The sequence below is a fragment of the Photorhabdus sp. HUG-39 genome, assembly GCF_963878365.1.
Classification (GTDB): Bacteria; Pseudomonadota; Gammaproteobacteria; order Enterobacterales; family Enterobacteriaceae; genus Photorhabdus; species Photorhabdus kayaii.
The window spans coordinates 36594-58693 of record NZ_CAWNWY010000036.1 but is presented as its reverse complement, the minus strand read 5'-3'; the positions used below and the strand labels follow the sequence as shown (position 1 = coordinate 58693).

The following is a 22100-nucleotide window of genomic DNA, read 5'->3' as shown; positions in this document are numbered from 1 at the left end:
ATAGCCATCATTTAATACGTGGCGTTAGAGAGAACAATAGACCGCGTCCAACTGAGTAGGATGGAGTGGAGACAAATAACAGAGAATTTCGCTCTCTAAATATTATGACCACAAGATCACGATATTTGTCATATGAACATGAAAAAATGTGATAAATATCACATAAAATAGCTAATTAATCGCTATCAGTTCCGATTTTTCATATTGAATTCTTTAATTAATAAATCGCTCAATCGCTCCTTTTCAATCGAAAAATTTAGCCTGTCATGGGTTGTCACTCCCAATAACAGGCGATAAATCTCTGCGGGTTTATTTTCAATGCTGGCCTTTTGCGACATCCTCGCATTGGGCAAGGATTTACGGGGCAATTGTTAAGAACTGGCAATAAATTGCTCACGCAATGCCTGAACCTGATCCCGAACACTAGCCGCCTGTTCAAATTCAAGATCCTGCGCATGCTGGTACATCTTCGCTTCCAGCTCGCGGATTTTACTTTCCAGCTCTTTGGCAGACAAGTTGCTGAATGTTTCCGCTGTGGCGACCGCTTTACCTCTGCCCTTTCTTTTACCACCCGCTGGCTGCCCAATTTGCAGAATATCACTAATTTTCTTATTGAGACCTTTTGGAACAATACCGTGTTTTTCATTAAATATCTGCTGCTTAGCACGCCGGCGTTCCGTTTCACCAATAGCTTTTGCCATTGAATCAGTGATCTTATCGCCATAAAGGATCGCTTTACCATGCAGGTTACGGGCAGCACGCCCAATCGTCTGAATTAATGAACGTTCAGACCGCAGGAAACCTTCTTTATCCGCATCAAGAATAGCCACCAGAGAAACTTCTGGCATATCCAGCCCTTCCCTCAGCAAGTTAATTCCCACTAATACATCAAACTCACCTAAACGAAGATCCCGAATAATTTCCACACGTTCGACAGTATCGATATCCGAGTGCAAATAGCGAACCCGTTCACCGTGCTCTTCCAAATACTCAGTTAAATCCTCCGCCATTCGCTTAGTCAATGTGGTGACCAATACCCGTTCATTTTTCACCGCTCGAATACGGATTTCAGACAGTAAGTCATCAACCTGTGTCGCTACAGGACGCACCTCTACTTCCGGATCAAGCAAACCCGTCGGACGCACCACCTGTTCCACCACATCGCCACTGGATTTTTCCAATTCATATTTGCCTGGCGTAGCCGAAATATAAATGGTCTGTGGAGCCAGTGCTTCAAATTCTTCAAACCGAAGTGGTCGATTATCCAGCGCAGAAGGCATACGGAAACCATATTCCACCAGCGTCTCTTTGCGGGAACGATCCCCTCGATACATCCCACCAATTTGCGGGATGGTAACGTGCGATTCATCCACTACCAGCAAACCATCAACCGGGAGATAATCAAACAGTGTCGGCGGCGGCTCCCCTTCGGCACGGCCAGAGAGATAACGGGAATAGTTTTCAATGCCGGAGCAATAACCCAATTCATTCATCATTTCCAAATCAAATTGGGTACGCTGCGTAACACGCTGTTCTTCCAGCAGTTTACCATTTGCCAGCAATACCTTACGCCGCTGCTCAAGCTCAATTTTAATCGCTTCCATTGCCTGAATAATACGCTCACGCGGAGTAACATAGTGGGTTTTCGGATAAACGGTATATCGCGGAACATGATATTGAATCTGTCCCGTTAGCGGATCAAACAGTGATAACCGTTCTACTTCATCATCAAATAGTTCAACGCGCAGGGCATGCTCATCAGATTCAGCCGGAAAGATATCAATCACTTCACCACGAACCCGAAATGTCCCGCGCTGGAATGCCTGATCATTACGGGTATATTGCAATTCAGCTAAACGTCGCAGAATGGAGCGTTGATCAATCATCATACCGTTGGTCAGGTGGAGCATCATTTTCAGGTAACTATCAGGATCACCCAAACCATAAATAGCCGATACAGACGCAACGACAATCACATCTCGCCGCTCCAACAAAGCTTTTGTGGCAGACAGGCGCATTTGTTCAATGTGTTCGTTCACGGAAGCATCTTTTTCGATAAAAGTATCGGAACTCGGCACATAAGCTTCCGGCTGGTAATAATCGTAATAGGAAACAAAGTACTCTACGGCATTTTCTGGGAAAAAGTCCTTCATTTCGCTGTAAAGTTGAGCCGCCAGTGTCTTATTCGGAGCAAGTACCATCGTTGGTCGGTTTAAATTGGCTATCACATTAGCGACAGTAAATGTCTTACCCGACCCCGTAACCCCTAACAAAGTCTGGTGGGCAAGCCCGTCTTCTAAGCCTTCTTGTAATTGACGGATGGCCTCTGGCTGATCACCCCCCGGTTGGAAGTCAGAATGTAATTTGAACACCTTGCTCATCGGTATCTCACTTTCCTAACATTAAGTTAGCCTATAATACTGGATATAAAACCAGCTTCAAGTTGATTTTATAAAAACGGACTCAAGTAGGTCATTTCCCTATCAATTAAACATCCGTTGATATCAAAATAAATACCATTTTATCCCCAAAATTATCTTGATTTTTCCATTTTTTATATGATTGGCTGAAAGGTGACAACATGGGACATCATCACAGGTCAGACAGGGCTTGATTTTAGTTATCTTATTGATATTTAATAAAATTAAAACAAAGACGAGAATAACATCAACCTTGACGAAAGCCGCGTATTTTCTTGCGTCGCGTAACTTTTCTAAGTCTAATACACAAGGTTATCCACAGGAATAGTGGATAACTCTACAAACCCTATTAACTGTACGAGGTTGCAACATCATGCCACAAAATAGGTATCCTCTACCGATAAAAATTTTTACTATTTTTTTAACCTTTATCTCAATTTTTCCTCTCAAAAAAATGAATAAATTCACTGAAAAAGTAAGAATTTTCTCACGGAAATTAAATATCAATAAATTATATTCTTTCAATATCACTAGCATTAAAGGTAGATAATTGTCTATTTTTTCTGTAGAATGAGCGAAAAAAACTGCCTTTTCTGCCCCAAACAACAGTAAAAAATATGAGTTAGATTGGAATTTTTATTCAATAAGAAATAGCTGGTGAACAGTTTCCGTATGAAATCTGTTTCTCAAGGGGAGAGTCGTATTTTACCTAAGCAGAAATAGGATTCTCTGCTTCCTACGCTTTCAGCAATAGCAGGTTCAATATCATCAAATGAATTCACATCAACATATCTTCTATTCTACAAAACAAACTTCATCGTGACCGCTCAAAAAAATGATAGATACATAAATATCAAATCGACACTGCCCTCGTAAAACGTCCAATATTCTACTGGCTATTTTCGATCGAAAAACTTACTTTGTATCTATCATCCACAATTTCAATCGATTGCTGTTCCAAAGCATCTTTATACTGCCATTTCCTGGTGTTTTAACTGTGTTATCATTTTATTAATTTACTAATTTACTAATTTACTAATTTACTAATTTACTAATTTACTAATTTACTAATTTCAGTCCTGATGTTTATTTAACTTCCTCTATTTTCTTGAAATTCCCTAGTGCTAAAAAATAATCCACTTCCAAACTCGAAGGATAAAGTAGCTCTTCCCCGAGAGATTTATAAGAATAATATTTTGTTTGATGCTATCTGATGTTCCAAAAACACATCAACACAACTTAACATTATTATAATAAAATCCATAAAGTCAACACAAAAATAAACATAAAGTTCAGTTTTGTGTAAACTTTATAATGAATTTCACTTAATTATATGATTTGACTTTCATTTTTAGAATATAAGGGTAAATCCATGAGCATTTTCTGATATAGGATGTGCTAATATAGATAATCATAAGAATAAGATATTAAAAGTAAAATCAAGAAATTATCACAATGAGTGGTTTTTTCACACTGGACAATATCATCAAGTAATATAGTAATGCTGTTATCTTTATATAAAGGATTCTCATGAAAACGTCTAATGCACAGCGAAAAACAAATATCATTAAAAATATAGAATATTTGATACGTACCCGTGGAGAAACCAAGAGCTCTTTTTCCAATCGAACAGGATTGACCCGTACCACGATTTATAAAATCCTGGAAGGACAAGTCAATAACGTTCAACAATCTACTGTTCTTCGGATCTCCGATTTTTTCGGTGTTTCCTGTGAAGAAATAGAATATTATGACCTTGAACAATTAGAACGCCTCAATGAAACACTTTCAACCGAAGGCAATAAGAATCCTTCGGCTATCCCTATTGTTCCACAATCTGAATTTTTAGCCGTTTCTGAGAAAAAAATAGGTCAGCTTGTTACCGAGTATCCGCTAACCTATTTCTTTGGTGATGAATCAAACATGTTGGCTCTTAAAGTCGAATCGGCAATAGAAGATACATTCATACCCGGTGAGGTGATCATTATAAAACGTCCCCCCGCATTAGTCACCAATACACCATTATTGTATTACTCTAAGGAAATTGGGTTCTTTATCCGGCAAGAGAAAAATGATGACAGCCTCGATAGGAAACCCTACAAAAATGCTTATTTTTTAGGCTACATAGTAGGAGAAAGACTATAAATGACGGTAAATCAAAAGTTTAAGTTACTGGGATTTTCAAGGTATGGTAAATTATCGGCAAATGTCATGGTGCTAGCGACAGGTAAGACCATTACTATGGGGTTAAAAGAGCTCGCTGACAGTGATATTTCAGAAGATCTGAGCAGACATGAGCTCAGTACGATATACCGGAAACTATACAGCCACAGTAATATCGTAACAGCTTATGAACTTGGGGATCGTCATGAGCGTTCATGGCAAGCCTATTTACTCATTAGCATCGCACTCAGTGTTATCTATATTTTCTCTACCATATGTGGTGTGAAGCCCATTCATATCCCGATCCTTAATATTATCACGCCTCCTGGGGTTTTTATTTACCCTATAACCTTCTTACTGGTCGATATTCTAAACGAATTCTATGGATTACGTCTGGCAAGAAGAACGATTATTATCTCTTTTGCCGCGAACTTATTATTTGTTCTAGGGCTTTGGGGAACCGCACTGATGCCAGGTGTTCCTGGATGGGAGTTTAGTGCGACTTATAATGGAATAGTGAATAGTATCGTATCTGTATTACTGGCATCATCTCTTGCTTATTTTATCTCTGAGAATATAAACTCGTATCTCCTCTGCAAAATAAAATCTCTCACAAACTCAAAGTATCTTTTCCTGCGAGTAATAACCAGTACTGTTATCGCCTCAGCATTCGACAGTATCATATTCTGTTCAATCGCTTTCTATGGTGTTCTCGGCATAGATATCATAAAAGAAATGATTATCGCCCAGTTCCTAATTAAAGTGGCTTATTCTATCCTAGGTGTAGGTCCTATTTATCTGGTAAGGAAGATATTCAGAAATTATATAAATCGACCAGCAGATGCGCTAGTGAATAAAAAACTCGCTGAAGTATAAATAGAGATAACGTTTTGTCAGAATATAGAAAATTCGTTGAAAAATATTATTTTTATGCCGGAATGTCATTCCGGCATATTGTCCTAAAATAACCTCTACCCTATGGATTTCAAGATGGATCGCGGCGGCAAGGGAGCGAATCCCCGGGAGCATAGATAACTATGTGACCGGGGTGAGTGAGTGCAGCCAACAAAGAGGCAACTTGAAAGATGACGGGTATAGATATGAGTAGTGTAATCATTCATCATGACATTGAAATAACATTCCACCAGATTAAACTTTCAAATTAATTATTCAGTAATTTTAAATCTATATATTCCCCTAAATGATTAAAATATTCTTGCGTTAAATGAGGAATCGTACCTAATAAAGGAGCAGGTAACATGCGCTCTAATGTCGCCAAATATTCTTGCTGACGTTTGCCTGCGGGTTCAACCTCATTAGCTATCCAGCCTGCAAAATGTAACCCTGAACCTATAATCGCCTCCACGGTAAGTAGCGCATGATTAATACAGCCCAACTTCACCCCCACTGCCAAAATAACCGGCAGTTGCTCTTTAACCACCCAGTCAGCAAAAGTCACCGATTCTGATAAAGGGGTATACCAACCACCAGCGCCCTCAACTAAAACCCAGTCTGCTTTCTTTTCTAACTGATACAACCCCGTAGACATAACAGTAAAATCAATAGGTTGATTCAAGTCATCACTGGCAATATGGGGTGATGTCGCTTCAACAAATACTAACGGATTCACTTCTTCATATTGCAAAGATACAGAACTATTTGCCAGCAATGCCAATGCATCGGAACTACGAACACCTGCCGATGTTATTTCACTACCAGAAGCAACGGGTTTATAACCTGCTGTTTTATATCCTGCTTTAGTTGCCGCCTGTAACAAAGCACAACTTACAACTGTTTTACCCACTTCGGTATCTGTACCTGTCAAAAACCAGCACTTAGTCACGATGAATCACTCCAAAAACAACCTGATAGCTAAGAGGTAATTGTTCATTTTCTCGTGGATAAGCCTGTTCCAAAGCAGTCAGCCGTCCACGCGTCATCAGTCCTTGCTGTCGCCCATAATGAAGGTGAGTCGCACCAATTCCTTTCAGAGAACCCAATAGCGGCAATATATGAGAATATTGCTGGCGATAAACCTGACTAATAAGAAGATGCCGGAATCCTTGACAGGCATCTTTAATTGTCTGTTGCGGCAGGAACTGATTAATATGCTGATAGTTATCAACCGTACTCCAAGCTTGCTTCAATTCATGCAATGAACCTTTAGCCAAGGTGGAAAATAGAATTAATCCACCAGGGCGGGTTACCCGATAAAGTTCTCTTAAAGCACTGGATAAATTATCACACCACTGAACAACCAGATTACTGAAACAGATATCAACACTGTTGTCAGCAAGCCCTAAATGTTCAATGTCCGCTTGTAAATAATAGTCAGCCGCCAATTGCTTACGGGCATGAGCTAACATGCCTGATGCCAAATCCAACCCAATAACCTGCTTCCCCTGTTGTCGCCAGCGGTGACTAAAAAAACCCGTACCGCAACCCGCATCCAATATTAACTGACCAGGATGTCCAGCGGCTTGTTGCATGAGGAATTCACCGGTTTGCTGCTGTAATTTCGCTACCACATCATAATTGGCGGCCGCTCGTCCAAACGCTCCAGCAATCGCCTGTTTATTGGCAAATTCAGCTACGGAACCCATGCAACGCCTCCATCAACATATCAATATCCTGTGGCATATGACTGGCCGTCAAAGTAATACGTAATCTGGCGCTGCCCGGTGGTACTGTTGGTGGGCGGATGGCTTTAACCCAAATCCCTTTTTGTTGCAGATACTGAGACAAGGACACACTCAGCTCATTATCACTCACAATCAATGGCTGAATTGCGGTAGTTGAATCTGTCAGATTAAATGGCAGTTTTTGAGCTTGCCGGCGGAAGTAATTGATATTCTGCTGTAATCGTTGACGCAATTCATCACCAGATTGTATCTGCCGAACAGCTTCAGAAAGCGCCTGAGCCTGTGCGGGGGGCATAGAAGTGCTGTAGATCAGATGACGAGCATACTGAATTAGGTATTCTGCCGTCTGCTCATCACAAAGCACCGCTGCGCCACTCAACCCAAATGCTTTGCCAAAAGTGACAATCAAAATCTCCGGCTGGATTCCCTGTTGCCAACAGCTTCCCCTTCCCTGCTCACCACAGACACCAATACCGTGAGCATCATCCACCATTAACCAGTTGCCAGAAATTCTGGTTTGCTGATGAATATCGGCTAGCGGTGCGCAGTCACCATCCATACTGAACACACCTTCGGTTACCACCAGCGTCTTTCCAACACAAGGCGTTGCCAGTAAATTTGCAAGTGATTCAGGTTGATTATGCAGAAAACGCCGGAGCTGAGCGGGGGAATGCATAGCCGCTTCCATTAATGAAGCATGACTCAGACGATCGGCAATAATCCGATCCTGTTCCGTCATTAACGCGGCAATGACCCCCTGATTAGCAGAATACCCCGAAATAAACAGTAATGCTTTTGGATAACCCAGCCAGTCAGCCAATTGTTGTTCCAATAGCTGATGAGCCTTTGTATAACCCGTAATATGACCGGAACCGCCACTACCAACACCATATTGTTCGGCTCCCCGCTGCCATGCGGAAATGATTGCGGGATTTGCACTTAACCCAAGGTAATCATTACTAGAAAAATTAAGATATTTGCCATCAGTGGTATACAGGAAACGCCCATCTGATTTCTGATTGACCTGCCGCTGACGCCATAGCGAAGTGTCCCAACGCTCAGACAATTGCCGAGAAAGATAAGATGACCAGTCCATTATAATGCCGCATTATAAAATTGTTCGTTATCCGCATTGATAATGGCTTCTGCCAAATGCTGCTGTTGCTGATTATCACCAAATGCTGTCTGAGTCTGCTGAGGATTAATGCCCAACTTGCGAAATAGTTGTAAATCTTTATCTTCCGCAGGGTTAGGTGTAGTGAGCAACTTACAGCCATAAAAAATAGAATTAGCGCCAGCCATAAAACACATTGCCTGTGTCTGCTCATTCATCTGTTCACGACCTGCGGATAACCGAACATGAGAAGACGGCATCATGATCCTGGCAACAGCGATCGTGCGGATAAAATCGAAAGGGTCTACATCTTCGTTCTCAGCCAATGGCGTGCCTTTGACTTTAACCAACATGTTGATGGGTACACTCTCTGGCGGTTTTGGCAGATTTGCCAGTTGTACCAATAACGCGGCCCGATCACGTATCGCCTCACCCAGACCAACAATACCACCAGAGCACACTTTTATTCCGGCCTCTCGTACTTTATCAAGGGTATCCAATCTGTCCTGATAGGTCCGAGTCGTAATGATGTTGCCATAAAATTCCGGGGAGGTATCAAGGTTGTGGTTGTAGTAATCTAATCCTGCATCCGCCAGCCGCTGCGCTTGTAACCCATTGAGCATGCCCAGTGTCATGCAGGTTTCCATTCCCAATGCTTTGACTTCCTTAACCATTTTCTCCAGATAAGGCATATCCCTCTCATGGGGATTTTTCCACGCGGCACCCATACAAAAACGTGTTGAACCCGCATTTTTAGCCTTACGAGCAGAATCAATCACCTGTTCCACTTCCATCAACCGCTCTTTTTCAAGACCTGTTTTGTAACGGGAGCTTTGCGGGCAATATTTGCAATCTTCCGGACAAGCCCCGGTTTTGATGGAAAGTAGTGTACTGACCTGTACTTGCTGTGGGTCAAAGTAAATACGATGAACCTGCTGTGCTTGAAATAATAATTCGAAAAAAGGTTTATCAAACAGCTCTTGCGCCTGCTTAATTGTCCATTGCTTACGCTCAATCACAATAACATCTCCAGTGTAAAAAAAGTCTAGTCAGTTTAAATAATGCCGCTATACTGTCAACCAATTTTAATAAAATTGGTTTACGTTAAGCTTTATGACTTCTTCTGATATTGAATTTGATCTACACCATATTTGGCATCCCTATACCTCCATGACCAACCCTCTTCCGGTTTACCCTGTCGTTGGCGCTTCTGGGGTGGAAATCGAGTTGGCTGATGGCCGTAAGCTAGTGGATGGTATGTCTTCCTGGTGGGCCGCCATTCACGGATATAACCACCCGGTACTGAACCAAGCCGCTAAAATTCAGATTGATCAGATGTCCCATATCATGTTTGGTGGAATTACCCATCCACCCGCAATCGCACTTTGCAGGCAATTAGTGACAATCTCCCCGCCATCACTGGAATGTGTTTTTCTGGCTGATTCAGGTTCTGTTGCAGTGGAAGTAGCTCTGAAAATGGCATTGCAATACTGGCAGGCAAAAGGTGAGAAACGCCAGCGTATTTTGACATTACGCCACGGTTACCATGGCGACACATTCGGCGCTATGTCCGTCTGTGATCCCGACAATTCAATGCATAATCTCTACAAAGGCTACCTGCCACCCCATCTATTTGCCGAATCGCCTCAGTGCGGATTTGATTCTCAATGGGACAAGCGGGATATCATGCCATTTCGCACTTTGCTGGAGCAGCATTCCCTTGATATTGCCGCGGTGATCCTTGAACCCATCGTACAGGGTGCTGGAGGAATGCGAATTTATCATCCTGAATATCTGCGTCAGGTCAGAATGCTTTGTGATCAGCACCGGATTCTATTAATTGCAGATGAAATTGCCACCGGCTTTGGCCGCACAGGAAAATTGTTTGCTTGTGAACATGCTGAAATTGAGCCAGATATTTTATGTGTAGGGAAAGCGCTGACAGGCGGCTACATGACACTATCAGCAACACTGACAACCCGTAAGGTAGCCGAAACGATTAGCAATGGTGAAGCAGGCTGTTTTATGCATGGCCCAACGTTTATGGGCAATCCATTAGCTTGTGCCATAGCAGAAGCCAGTTTGAACTTGTTATTACAAAGCCCTTGGCAACAACGTATTAAATCAATTGAAAACCAATTAAAGAGTGAGTTGATGCCACTAAAACACCATGAAAAAGTGGCTGATATTCGGGTATTAGGTGCAATTGGCGTCGTGGAGATGAAGCAATCCGTGAATATGGCGATGCTACAACACTATTTTGTTTCTCAAGGTGTCTGGATAAGACCATTTGGCAAGCTGATTTATTTGATGCCGCCTTATATTATTCAACCAGAGCAACTTTCACGCCTGACAAAGGCTGTCTCTGGGGCAATTAATTTGTGATTTTCTGTTATTAAACAAGTTTTTTGAATTTATTGCTGAACAGTTAATAAAGCTAAATTCCAGCTCGATCAAAAAAGGCTCCTAATTGGGAGCCTTTTTGAAAAATTTCTTCACACTCCGACCTTCGCAATGAGTAGGGGCGGGTGCTTACACAAGTAGAGTTACCTCTGGGTAAAGATTATCCAGCAAATAGGCAAAAATGTCAACACCAGCTTTACATAGAATATAAAGCAAGCCTTAATATAGGTATAGTTAAACAACTCTACAGGGAAATGAACAACTATGACCATAACGACAATTATAGATTCACTATCGAGTTACAGATTTTCTACCTATCAGCTTCCTGTATTAGGTGGAATGACAAAAGAAGAATGCTTGGGCATCTATCTGTGGAACAAACAACTTGCCAGTGCTTTTTTCCCCGCACTCCAAATTATCGAAGTCTCCCTACGCAACGCCATTTATCAAGGATATATCCGTTATGAAGAGATAAAAATTGAAAACACGTTTAACCAAGCACAATGGCAAGTAGAAAAAAACAAGATTGATAAATTCTGGTTTATTAATGTCTTCACTCAAAAAAATAATGCTGAAGCATATAGGAACATTTTGTCAGCAACAAGGCAACTACAAAAAGATGGGAAAACATTAACCCCAGAGAATTATATTGCAAAACTCACACTAGGTTTTTGGGTATCAATGGTAAATAATAGTTACGATATACAAAGAAATTCATATCTAACATTATGGCCTGAACTTCGTGGATTAGTTTTTCCATATGCTTTAGATACACAAACTCAGCGCCCTCTTTCTATTAATAGTATCGGCAATGAGTTAAAAGAAATCAACAAGATCCGAAATCGGTTGTCACATCATGAACCTTTGTGGCGCTCTAAAAATGCATACCAAATGGAACACATAATTAATAAGGTTGTTGAAAGTTATGAGAAGTGCTTAAAAGTTATCCGGTGGATCAATCCATCTAATTTAAAACTGTTATCTATTATTGAAAATAACATCAAAATGAGTGAATTATGCAGTATTCATTCTCTTTGGAAAAATAAACAATTATCCACGGGGCTATCATCTCTACCAATAATAATAGGATGGGGGGATGAAAATAAACTAGATGTTACTCATATAGGAGAAATAGTAAAAATAGTCGATACCCGATATGCCTTGATAAAAAGCCAAAAGGATAAAGCTATATTTTTTGCCAACTCTAAGGACATGAAAAATAATATTCAAAACTATAGTACTGGAACAGTAGTGAGATTTACCCCAGAAGCGAGTAAGAATCAATATCCCAATGCAAAAAATGTTGAACAAGCTTAACTTCATTAGCATGGCTAACCATAAATAAGCGCAACAAATCATAGTGAAAAACTATTTGCAAATTTATTTCTGCATGTACAATCCGACGAAAATGGCAATTTCAATGCAAAAATCTTGTAGAAAACTTTCACAAGAAATTTTGCAACAGAAATGACCAGAAAATTTAGTGGATGAGTTTAGTGCAACCGAGCAGACACAGAAAACCATTTCTGCATCTGTCCGGTTGTATGACTGCGAAATTTGGAGTTGTATTAACTCAAACTTGATCTGGTAATTACCGGTTCTTTACATCAATGTCTACCAGATTAAACCGTAGCTAGCACATACAACCGCCGTTAACACCCAACAATCTTATCAAATTCACAGGGCTAGCACCGTGACCCACATTGGGCCTTTACCTACTGGATAGTGCGCCAATTCAGTCAATTTACCGGTATATTTATCAATAGAAGAGACTGAAATATGGTCAGATTTTTGACCGGATGCAATCAGATATCTTCCACTCTGATCGATAGCAAAACCACGCGGCTGAGTTTCAGTTTTATAGTGCCCAGCCAGCGTCAAATTAGAACCATCTTGTGAAATAACAAAATGGCTGATCAAACTTGAAGTCCGTTCACTGGTATAAAGGTGACGACCATCCGGTGTAATATGAATATCAGCAGACCAACGAACACCCGCTAAATCCGCCGGCAATGAATCAATCCTCTGAATAAGCCGGTATTTTTCCCACTTGCGATAAACATCCACCGTAGAATCCAGTTCATTAATACAGTAAATCACCTGCTGATTTGGATGAAATTCCATATGACGAGGACCCGCACCTATTGCCGTAGTGATTTTCTCAGCGCGTTTTTCTGTTAGATAGCCCTCTTCCGCCATCTCAAAAATACGGATGCGATCTTCTTTCAGACAAGGAACCAATAGTTGTTTATTATCCCAGTCAATATTAGCCGAATGCGGGGCTTGCAAGCCTGCAATAACCTGAACAGGTTCACCCACAATACCTTGATCATCAATTAGGCTGACACTCAAATTGTTATAACTATAGGAGGCAGAGAATAGAAAACGGCCCTGTTTATCAGTAGAGATATGAGTCGGGCTACCCGGTATTGATGAAATCCCCTGTTGTACCAGTTCTCCTCTAGAGCCAATCTGGTAAGTGACAATACTGAATTGTGGTCGGATGCCAACATAAAGATGTTTACGATCCGGGCTAACCACCATGGGTTGTACTTCCCCCGGTACATCAACTGTCTGAATGAGTGATAACTCACCTTCATTATTCAGGCTCCAAACATGAATCTGACAACTGTTTGGACTCGCCGTATAAACCACTTGTTTCATCTTCACTCCTTAATTATCCATTACCATTTTATTGTGCTGTAACGACTCGATTGGTTTTATCGGTTAAACTCACCGCACAATTGGTGTAGCTTTATTCAGTTCTAATGTAATATCCTTACATTATATATAGTTATGAGGCTAATTTATGTCATATCGCATCATTGCACTGGATCTGGATGGTACACTACTCGATCCTCAAAAAAATATCCTGCCAGAATCACTCATTGTACTAAATGAAGCACGTAAAGCTGGTATTAAGGTGCTAATTGCCACTGGCCGTCATCATGTTGCTATCCACCCTTTTTATCAGGCTTTGCAACTCAACACGCCTGCCATCTGCTGTAATGGTACTTATCTGTTTGATTATCATGAAAAGAAAGTCTTAGCCTCAGACCCACTGTCAACTCAGGAAGCTATAAAAGTTCTCACCCACTTAAAAAATACAGATATTCACCGTCTGATGTATGTAGATGATGCCATGTTATATGAAGAACCGTATGACACAGTTGTCCGTACCATAAAATGGTCTGAAACCCTACCTGAATCTCAACGCCCAACTATGCGACATGTTAATAGCTTTCAACATGCTATTGACGAAGTACAGTCTATCTGGAAATTTGCAACCTGTTCTCCTGATTTGGCAAAACTGCGGGAAGTGACTGCACAAATCGCAAATGACACAGGTCTTTCGTGTGAATGGTCATGGTTCGATCAAGTGGATATTACCAAGAAAGGTAACAGTAAAGGTATGCGCTTGAAACAGTGGGTTGAATCACAGGGAATGAAGATGAAAGATGTCATTGCTTTTGGTGATAATTTTAATGATCTGAGCATGCTGAAAGCCGCCGGACTCGGTGTCGCTATGGGTAACAGTGTGGATGCGATTAAAGAACAAGCCGATCTGGTAACACTGGATAATACTCAGCCAGGTATTGCCGAAGTTATTCGCAAGTATGCCCTTTAATTGCTTGTCTGACAAAATGACTGTCCGGGGAACCTCCGATAAGCTCCCCGTTGTTATTTATAACAGAGACTACAGTTGCCGATTAAGAGAAACACTTTTTATCTGAGCATAAAGCCACTGCCCAGAGCGCAAATTAAGTTCATCCCTTGCCCATGGAGTGACCCTTGCCCATAAATAGTGACCACTCAACACCAATTTGACATCAACGTGTCCATCATCATCAAAGAACTCAACCACTTTCACCGCTAAAATATTACGGATACTACTGCCGCGAGGAGGTTCCAGTACTAATGAAACATCTGAAGCATCTATTCTGATACGCAAATCGGTTCCCGGTTGAACATCAATTTTCGGCAACCATAAAGCCTGGTCAGCTAGTGCCACCGCTGTCATTTCATAACGATTATGGTGTTCAACCATTGAAACATTCAGAATACTGCTAAGCGTCTCTTTTTGTAACCAAAGACGTAATGCACTACTGGACCAAACCTCTTCCAATTTTCCCGTTGCCCTGACTTTTCCGTTATCCATGACGAGTACATTTTCTGCCAGACGAAGAATCTCATCCAGATTATGGCTGACATATAAAATCGGGATGTTGACCTCTTCAGAAAGCTTTTCAAGATAAGGCAGTAGTTCTCTTTTACGGGGGAGATCCAGCGATGCCAACGGTTCATCCATTAACAACAGATCCGGTGCCGTCAATAAAGCACGACCGATAGCAACCCGCTGCTTTTCACCGCCGGACAAGGTAAGAGGAAAACGTGATAGTAAGTGCTCAATTCCTAGCAAACTAACAATGCTATCAAATTCTGGCTTCATCTCCGGAGACATCCCGTATTGAAGATTACCTTTTACTCGATAGTGAGGAAAAAGCCGTGCATCCTGAAAAACATAGCCTATACGACGCTGCTCTGATGGCAAGCAGATACCTTTTCCAATATCTACCAACACATAATCATTAAGGGCAATCCGTCCTTTCTGTGGGCGTATCAAGCCGGCAATAACATTTATCAGTGAAGTTTTCCCAGCGCCTGAAAGACCAAAAACAGCCGTGATCCCCTCAGTAGCTAACTGTGTATTGACCTGTAAATGAAGATCACCAAGTTGTTGCTCAAAATCTAGCTCTAACATGTTGCTCCCAAACGTCTCCTTCCCCAACGGGTTAGCCATTCAGAAACCATCAGTGACATCAACGCTAGAATAATGGCAATGATGCACAAACGAGCCGCAGCCATTTCTGCTCCAGGTGTTTCAATCAAGGTATACATTGCCAGAGGGATCGTCCGCGTTTCGCCTGGAATATTGGATACAAAAGTGATAGTTGCGCCAAATTCACCCAATGAACGGGCAAATGCCAACACAGTACCCACAATAATCCCAGGCAAAGAGAGCGGCAATGTGATAGTAAAAAATACTTTCAACGGATTCGCGCCCAAAGTACGAGCAGCCTGTTCCAGCCGCCGATCAACACCTTCCAGCGCCAGACGTACCGCCCTGACCATCAACGGAAAAGCAACAATAGCAGAAGCTAGCGCCGCACCACGCCAACTGAATGCAAAACTGATGCCAAACCAGTCATATAACCATTCACCAATAAATCCACGACGTCCCATACTGATCAGCAGCAAATAACCCACGACTACGGGTGGTAACACCAGCGGCAGATGGATAATGCTGTCAAGTAATGATTTACCGGGAAACTGGAAACGAGCAAGAATCCATGCCATCAAGATCCCAAATGGCAGACTAAATAACACTGCCATACCGGACACTTTCAGACTGAGAATGATGGCTTGCCATTCGTATTCACTCAACATCGCCAAAAAATTTATTCCTAAAGTGGGTGAAAACCATAACGTTTAAAAATTTCAACGGCTTTAGGGGTTTTCAAATATTCATAAAAATCGAGAACGGTGGGATTACTATGATCTTTGATAATCGCCATTGGGTATTCAATCGGTTTGTGGCTCTCTGCCGGGAAAATCCCCACCACTTTGACTTTATTACTGGCAACGGCATCCGAACCATAAACAATGCCCAATGGAACCTCAGCACGCTCCACCAGCGCCAACCCACTGCGCACATTACTGGTACGCGCCAGCAGAGGATTAACCCTCTCCCATGCTGCTAAATATTGCAGAGACTCTTTAGCGTAAATACCCACTGGAACATGATCTGGATCACCAACAGCAAGACGACCGTCCTCTAATAAGGATTTCCATTTGGTTTCTTTATTAATATCAACTTTATTGAGTTTACTCGCTTTCGGTGCAATCAGAACGAGTTGATTGCCCAACATAGTCAACCGAGTTTCATCAATAATCAGTTTCTTCCCGGCAACATAATCCATCCACTGTTGATCAGCGGAAATAAAAATATCTGCCGGCGCACCTTGCTCAATCTGGCGAGCCAAAATGGAAGAGGCAGCATAAGAAGCCACCACTTCACCTTTTTTCTCTCGCTTATACAACGCCGCAATATCATCAAGTGCATTAGTCAACGAGGCGGCAGCGAATAATGTGACTTTTTCCGTAGCCCACACTTGCCACGTCAAAGCAAAAGAAACGACAACGCCGACTAGCAGTTTGCCAAAACTCTTTTTCATTTGTTTTCCACCTGCTTCTTACCTATTAGTTCATCGTGTATAACAAGATATAACGTCAATTGGAAGAGTGTTCCAATATTAATCGGCAAATTGTGAGCAACTTTTACTATCTAATTTAATTCGAAGTAAAATACTGTAATAGGAAAACCAAATGAATAAAATGGAATTGATTATGATTAATTAAGACAAATTACCCGGTTAATCACCGGGTAATCAGAATAGCATCTGGTGTAAAAGAAATATTAGTTTTACTTTTCAGAACGACCAATACGGGAAACGATATTAAACAGTTCCCCAAGACCATAAATTAAACCTAAAATTCCGGCCGTCACTACCGGTACCATGACCAGGGCGAAAGCCATACTTTTAATCAACTCAAACATGGTAGCCTCACACAATGGCTCATTAAATGAGCCAGCAACATAACACATTTTTAACCATAGCAGGTAATACCGCTATAATTAGTACCATTCTAGACAAAGACAGACAACAGTAACCGGCTAAACGTGCGTTTTTCGGGTTAGCCTATCAAAATTTACGATTATATTTACTAAAAAAAACTATTATGCAAGCCGAAATTCTACTGACACTGAAATTACAACAACGGTTATTCGCAGATCCACGGCGAATATTATTACTAAAACAGATTAAAGCAACGGGTTCTATCAGTCAGGGAGCAAAACAGGCCGGTATCAGTTATAAAAGCGCCTGGGACGCAATTAATGAAATGAATCAGCTGGCAGACGAAATACTGGTAGACCGTGCTACAGGTGGTAAAGGAGGCGGCGGGACAAATCTTACCCATTATGGCGAACGTCTATTGCAACTTTACGATCTACTGACACAAATTCAGCAAAAAGCCTTTGATGTGCTAAAAGATAACCAACTTCCCCTCGACAGTCTGTTAGCGGCCATTTCCCGTTTTTCTCTGCAAACCAGCGCCCGTAACCAATTCTTTGGCACAATTACTGACCGTGACCATAATCAGGTGCAGCAACATATCCGCATCTTGCTGACAGATGGTCAAACATCACTGAATGCGGCATTAACAGAACAAAGCGCTAACCGTCTTGGCTTGGCAAAAGGTAAAGAGGTATTGGCGCTCATTAAAGCACCTTGGGTGAAACTCACTAAAGAGCCGTTCTCTATCGGTCATTTCGACAATGCCCTGACAGGGCTGATCAGTAAAATTGAAACCAGCGAAGAGAACACAGAAATTATTATTGTTCTTGATGGCGGTGAAATCCTCTGTTCTACTCTGCCCAATCAAGAAGCAAATAACCTGAAACTACATTCTGGAGATAAAATCACTGCACTTTTTAATGCTGACCAAGTAATTATTGCAACTCTGTGTTAAGAATTGATTCCATTATCACTGAACAATTCATAATATCCAGTAATATCATTGTGTTACGTGCCTTACGCATCACCTAGTGTCCGATATTAAATGTTAATTAAAAGTTAATATTGACATTCCGTGGCATTCCGCTTATTTGTGGAAAGATATTTGCATTGCTTAAAAAGGAATAAAAGATGTCTGAATTGCAAATAACGCAAGGCTGTTTCCGTTTAAGTGATACTCGTACCTTGCAGTTATCATCACTAAAAATAGCCTCTGGCGAAAATTGGGCTTTTATTGGCGCTAATGGTAGCGGAAAATCATCATTGGCCCGTGCGCTTTCAAATGAATTAGTCCTACTTTCCGGCGAACGAAATTGCTCATTTCGCAGGTGCGCCCGCGTCTCTCTAGAACAATTACAAAAACTGACGGAAGAAGAATGGCAACGCAATAATACTGATATGCTCAGTGATGATGAAGATGATACCGGCCGCACTGCGGCAGAAATTATCCAGCTTTATCATAAAGATAACGAACTTTGCCTGGAACTGGCAAAACAGTTCGGTATTATGGATTTACTTTCCCGTCGTTTTAAATATCTTTCTACTGGTGAAACCCACAAGACATTACTTTGCCAGGCACTGATGGCTTCACCTGATTTGCTGATTCTGGATGAACCTTTTAATGGTCTTGATCTATTTTCCCGTGGTCAACTCGCTGAATTACTGGAAAAATTGTCATCAAAAGGAATCGTTTTGGTACTTATCCTTAACCGGTTCAGTGAAATCCCAGATTTTGTTGATCAGATTGGCGTACTAGCGGATTGCCAGCTAACCTCTGTTGGCATCAAAGAAAAAGTGATGGCAGATTCCTTGGTAGCTCAACTGGCACACAGTGAAAAACTGAACGGTATTCATTTACCTGAAACAGATGAATTTCCTGTCGATAATCAGCTACCGCCCGATCAACCGCTGATTATCCTACGTAATGGTATCGTTCAGTATAATGATCAGCCAATTTTGCATGGGCTAGATTGGCAAGTGAATTCAGGTGAACATTGGCAAATTATTGGCCCAAATGGTGCCGGAAAATCAACGCTTCTGAGTCTGATTACCGGAGATCATCCTCAAGGCTACAGTAATGAGCTGATCCTGTTTGGCCGTCAACGCGGTAGCGGCGAAACCATTTGGGATATCAAACGCCATATTGGCTATATTAGCAACAGCATTCATCTGGAATATCGTGTCAGTATCAGCGTTCGTAATGTGATTCTGTCCGGTTTCTTCGATTCAATTGGTCTTTATCAGACAGTATCAGATCGCCAGCAGCAACTTGCTGATGAATGGCTGGCTTTATTAGGATTATCTGTTCAGATTGCCAACGGCCCGTTTCACAGCCTTTCATGGGGACAACAACGACTTGTTCTGATAGCTCGCGCACTGGTTAAACATCCGGCTTTATTAATCCTTGATGAACCTCTCCAAGGGCTTGATCCACTCAACCGCCAGTTGGTATTACGTTTTATTGATGTCATGATTGCTGATGGCGATACTCAACTACTGTTTGTTTCTCATCATCAGGAAGATGCGCCGCAATGCATTACTCACCGACTGATATTTATTCCTGATGGTGATCTATACCGCTACAAAACGGAGAAAGTTTCTGATTGATTTCTGATAGTTCCCCGTTATGAGGGGATCTTACTTATGAGTCTAGCCAATTTTCATCACAGCCATTTCTATTAGTATCTTAATAAGGTGATTGATTATTGACCAAACAATCTGAATTAAGGAACGATTATTACCAGCATGAGAACTTCTCCGACCAGTGAAAAAAACATCGCAATTTAGTTATCATGCATTATTATTTTTGCTCACTAAATAACATCCATAATCAATTTTTGGTCTGCTTTTCAGATCCTTTTTTAATTTGTTAAAAATAAAGGGAAATATATGATTTGGGGTTTACTTGCTACATCACTGGCATTATTAGCTATACACCGCACTACTGCACTGATTGTTCTACTGGCCGCAGTTATTACCGGATTTGTCACTCAAACTATGATTTATCCGGCAGTCGCCACTATTGCGATTATTTTTTTGTTAGGTGCGCTACGTATCTATTTTCAACAAAATAACATCATTAAAATCACAACTGAGCTACTATTACTCGCCTTTGCAGTGGCATTATTCCTACATCTGCTCCCAGGTTTTAATAATCTGAAATATCTCGATAAAGTTCAGGTAGGCCCTCATAGTGCCCCATTCTCAATGTATTTCAACTTTGACAAAGCACTCATTCCTTTCCTGCTGTTATGTTGCATGCCTAGCCTATTTACAACAAAGCCACTGACCAAAATTTGGCCTTATGCATGGATAATCTTAGCTATTGCTATTCCTGTATTGTTAAGCATAGCAACGGCTCTCGGAGGACTCGCAGTTGAACTGCACATGCCACAATGGTTACCGATGTTTATATTGGCCAATATTTTCTTCGTTTCGCTGGCAGAAGAAGCGCTATTCCGTGGCTATATCCAACAGAGGTTAAGTCAGTGGATTAACCCCTATTTTGCCCTGATCATCACCGCTTTGATTTTTGGCGGCGCACACTTCGTCGGCGGCCCATTACTGATGATGTTTGCTACACTTGCCGGATTAATATATGGGCTAGCATGGATGTGGAGTGGCCGTCTGTGGGTCGCTGTTGGATTCCATTTCGCACTCAACTTAGTCCATTTGCTGTTCTTTACTTACCCAATCAAGTTGGTGACCGCACTATAAACGTGTCAAACTTGCCCGGTATCTATTCAGCAATCTGCAAGAAATTCAGCTTTTCAAGCAAATAAAGTTTGAAACAAGACTATTGATTGCTGTTCTAGTGCATAGGGCAATATAATGCGCTCAGTTATCATTAAGTTTGACTTTTAAGGAGTTTAAGCTATGGCTGTCACTAAACTGGTTCTGGTAAGACATGGCGAAAGCGAGTGGAACAGAGAGAACCGTTTCACTGGCTGGACTGACGTCGCGTTATCTGAAAAAGGTCGCGCCGAAGCTCAACAAGCAGGGCAACTGTTGAAAAAAGAAGGGTTTGTTTTTGATTTTGCCTACACCTCCGTGCTAAAACGCGCTATCCATACGCTGTGGAACATTCTGGATCAGGTTGATCAACAGTGGTTACCTGTTGAAAAAAGCTGGAAACTAAATGAACGTCATTATGGTGCTCTGCAAGGTTTGGACAAATCAGAAACCGCAGCTAAATACGGCGATGATCAGGTTAAACTATGGCGTCGTGGTTTTGCTATCACCCCACCAGATTTAACTAAAGATGATGAACGTTTCCCAGGCCATGATCCACGTTATGCGAATTTGAAGCCAGAAGAGTTACCCGTGACCGAAAGCCTGGCAACGACTATTGAACGCGTGATCCCTTACTGGGAAGAAGTTATCAAACCGCGTGTTGCTCAAGGTGAAAAAGTGATTATCGCAGCGCACGGTAATTCTTTGCGTGCTTTGGTTAAATATCTGGATAATATGAGCGAAGAAACTATTCTTGAGCTAAACATCCCAACAGCAGTACCTCTGGTTTATGAATTCGACGAAAACATGAAACCAATCAAACATTACTATCTGGGTAACGCTGATGAAATCGCAGCAAAAGCCGCGGCTGTAGCAAACCAAGGTAAAGCGAAATAATTCATTGCCTATAAAAAATTGCTGACACCCTATTTTCCAGCAAACATAAAAAACCGGAGTTGTCGATTCCGGTTTTTTTACATTGGAAAAA

19 protein-coding genes are annotated in these 22100 nt (G+C 41.5%); 9 read left to right on the top strand and 10 right to left on the bottom strand.

Features of this window, described 5'->3' with window-relative positions; all coding sequences use genetic code 11:
• Positions 1 to 371: 371 nt before the first annotated feature.
• Positions 372 to 2381, bottom strand: coding sequence for an excinuclease ABC subunit UvrB (uvrB, locus tag AAC155_RS19645; protein WP_113043816.1), 2010 nt, complete (start codon positions 2379 to 2381; stop codon positions 372 to 374).
• Positions 2382 to 3950: 1569 nt separating this feature from the next.
• Between uvrB and AAC155_RS19640 the strand changes: the two genes are divergently transcribed.
• Together AAC155_RS19640 and AAC155_RS19635 are read left to right on the top strand one after the other, a co-directional pair.
• On the top strand, positions 3951 to 4565 hold the full coding sequence (locus tag AAC155_RS19640) for a helix-turn-helix domain-containing protein (RefSeq protein WP_112876157.1): 615 nt from the start codon (positions 3951 to 3953) through the stop codon (positions 4563 to 4565).
• The gene (locus AAC155_RS19635) at positions 4566 to 5459 is read left to right on the top strand and encodes a queuosine precursor transporter (protein ID WP_113043815.1); all 894 of its coding nucleotides are present in this window, start codon (positions 4566 to 4568) and stop codon (positions 5457 to 5459) included.
• Between the two features lie 286 nt (positions 5460 to 5745).
• On the opposite strand, the gene bioD is transcribed toward AAC155_RS19635, so the two are convergent.
• Genes bioD through bioB form a run of 4 tightly spaced genes read right to left on the bottom strand, consistent with a single transcriptional unit; the run spans position 5746 to position 9358 of the window.
• On the bottom strand, positions 5746 to 6426 hold the full coding sequence (gene bioD / locus AAC155_RS19630; RefSeq protein ID WP_191214953.1) for a dethiobiotin synthase: 681 nt from the start codon (positions 6424 to 6426) through the stop codon (positions 5746 to 5748).
• On the bottom strand, positions 6419 to 7186 hold the full coding sequence (gene bioC / locus AAC155_RS19625; RefSeq protein ID WP_113043813.1) for a malonyl-ACP O-methyltransferase BioC: 768 nt from the start codon (positions 7184 to 7186) through the stop codon (positions 6419 to 6421). Before bioC ends, bioD begins: the two co-directional genes overlap by 8 nt.
• The gene (gene bioF / locus AAC155_RS19620; RefSeq protein WP_113043812.1) at positions 7170 to 8321 is read right to left on the bottom strand and encodes an 8-amino-7-oxononanoate synthase; all 1152 of its coding nucleotides are present in this window, start codon (positions 8319 to 8321) and stop codon (positions 7170 to 7172) included. Before bioF ends, bioC begins: the two co-directional genes overlap by 17 nt.
• Positions 8321 to 9358 (bottom strand): biotin synthase BioB, encoded by a 1038-nt coding sequence (gene bioB / locus AAC155_RS19615; RefSeq protein ID WP_112876161.1) that lies wholly within the window; start codon positions 9356 to 9358, stop codon positions 8321 to 8323. Before bioB ends, bioF begins: the two co-directional genes overlap by 1 nt.
• 94 nt (positions 9359 to 9452) lie before the next feature.
• Between bioB and bioA the strand changes: the two genes are divergently transcribed.
• Both bioA and AAC155_RS19605 read left to right on the top strand, forming a co-directional pair.
• Entirely contained in the window at positions 9453 to 10724 is a 1272-nt protein-coding gene (gene bioA / locus AAC155_RS19610) for an adenosylmethionine--8-amino-7-oxononanoate transaminase (protein ID WP_113043811.1), read from the top strand.
• Between the two features lie 282 nt (positions 10725 to 11006).
• Positions 11007 to 12059 carry an Abi family protein gene (locus AAC155_RS19605; RefSeq protein WP_113043810.1) on the top strand — a complete coding sequence of 351 codons (1053 nt, stop codon included), beginning with the start codon at positions 11007 to 11009 and terminating at the stop codon, positions 12057 to 12059.
• Between the two features lie 360 nt (positions 12060 to 12419).
• Here the strand turns inward: AAC155_RS19605 and pgl are convergent, their stop codons facing one another.
• On the bottom strand, positions 12420 to 13406 hold the full coding sequence (gene pgl, locus AAC155_RS19600) for a 6-phosphogluconolactonase (protein WP_113043809.1): 987 nt from the start codon (positions 13404 to 13406) through the stop codon (positions 12420 to 12422).
• A 145-nt stretch (positions 13407 to 13551) separates the two neighbouring features.
• Between pgl and AAC155_RS19595 the strand changes: the two genes are divergently transcribed.
• Positions 13552 to 14370, top strand: a complete 819-nt coding sequence (locus AAC155_RS19595; RefSeq protein WP_113043808.1) for a pyridoxal phosphatase — start codon at positions 13552 to 13554, stop codon at positions 14368 to 14370.
• 69 nt (positions 14371 to 14439) lie between these two features.
• Here AAC155_RS19595 and modC read toward each other — a convergent pair whose 3' ends face one another.
• From modC to AAC155_RS19575, 4 genes are all read right to left on the bottom strand, one after another.
• Positions 14440 to 15504, bottom strand: a complete 1065-nt coding sequence (gene modC / locus AAC155_RS19590) for a molybdenum ABC transporter ATP-binding protein ModC (RefSeq protein WP_191214951.1) — start codon at positions 15502 to 15504, stop codon at positions 14440 to 14442.
• Entirely contained in the window at positions 15498 to 16190 is a 693-nt protein-coding gene (gene modB / locus AAC155_RS19585; RefSeq protein ID WP_113043806.1) for a molybdate ABC transporter permease subunit, read from the bottom strand. Before modB ends, modC begins: the two co-directional genes overlap by 7 nt.
• Positions 16191 to 16207: 17 nt before the next feature.
• Positions 16208 to 16978, bottom strand: a complete 771-nt coding sequence (gene modA / locus AAC155_RS19580; protein ID WP_113043805.1) for a molybdate ABC transporter substrate-binding protein — start codon at positions 16976 to 16978, stop codon at positions 16208 to 16210.
• A 248-nt stretch (positions 16979 to 17226) separates the two neighbouring features.
• Complete coding sequence (locus tag AAC155_RS19575; RefSeq protein WP_112876254.1) at positions 17227 to 17361, bottom strand: AcrZ family multidrug efflux pump-associated protein; 135 nt, start codon at positions 17359 to 17361, stop codon at positions 17227 to 17229.
• A gap of 182 nt (positions 17362 to 17543) precedes the next feature.
• Here AAC155_RS19575 and modE point away from each other — a divergent pair, with 182 nt between their 5' ends.
• The 4 genes from modE to gpmA all read left to right on the top strand — a co-directional run bounded on the left by modE (position 17544) and on the right by gpmA (position 22009).
• A complete protein-coding gene (gene modE / locus AAC155_RS19570; RefSeq protein ID WP_113043804.1) occupies positions 17544 to 18335 on the top strand; it encodes a molybdenum-dependent transcriptional regulator in 792 nt (263 codons plus the stop codon).
• A gap of 176 nt (positions 18336 to 18511) precedes the next feature.
• The gene (modF, locus tag AAC155_RS19565; protein ID WP_113043803.1) at positions 18512 to 19987 is read left to right on the top strand and encodes a molybdate ABC transporter ATP-binding protein ModF; all 1476 of its coding nucleotides are present in this window, start codon (positions 18512 to 18514) and stop codon (positions 19985 to 19987) included.
• Between the two features lie 285 nt (positions 19988 to 20272).
• Complete coding sequence (locus tag AAC155_RS19560; RefSeq protein WP_191214954.1) at positions 20273 to 21097, top strand: CPBP family intramembrane glutamic endopeptidase; 825 nt, start codon at positions 20273 to 20275, stop codon at positions 21095 to 21097.
• Positions 21098 to 21256: 159 nt separating this feature from the next.
• Positions 21257 to 22009, top strand: a complete 753-nt coding sequence (gene gpmA / locus AAC155_RS19555) for a 2,3-diphosphoglycerate-dependent phosphoglycerate mutase (protein ID WP_113043801.1) — start codon at positions 21257 to 21259, stop codon at positions 22007 to 22009.
• Positions 22010 to 22100: the final 91 nt, after the last annotated feature.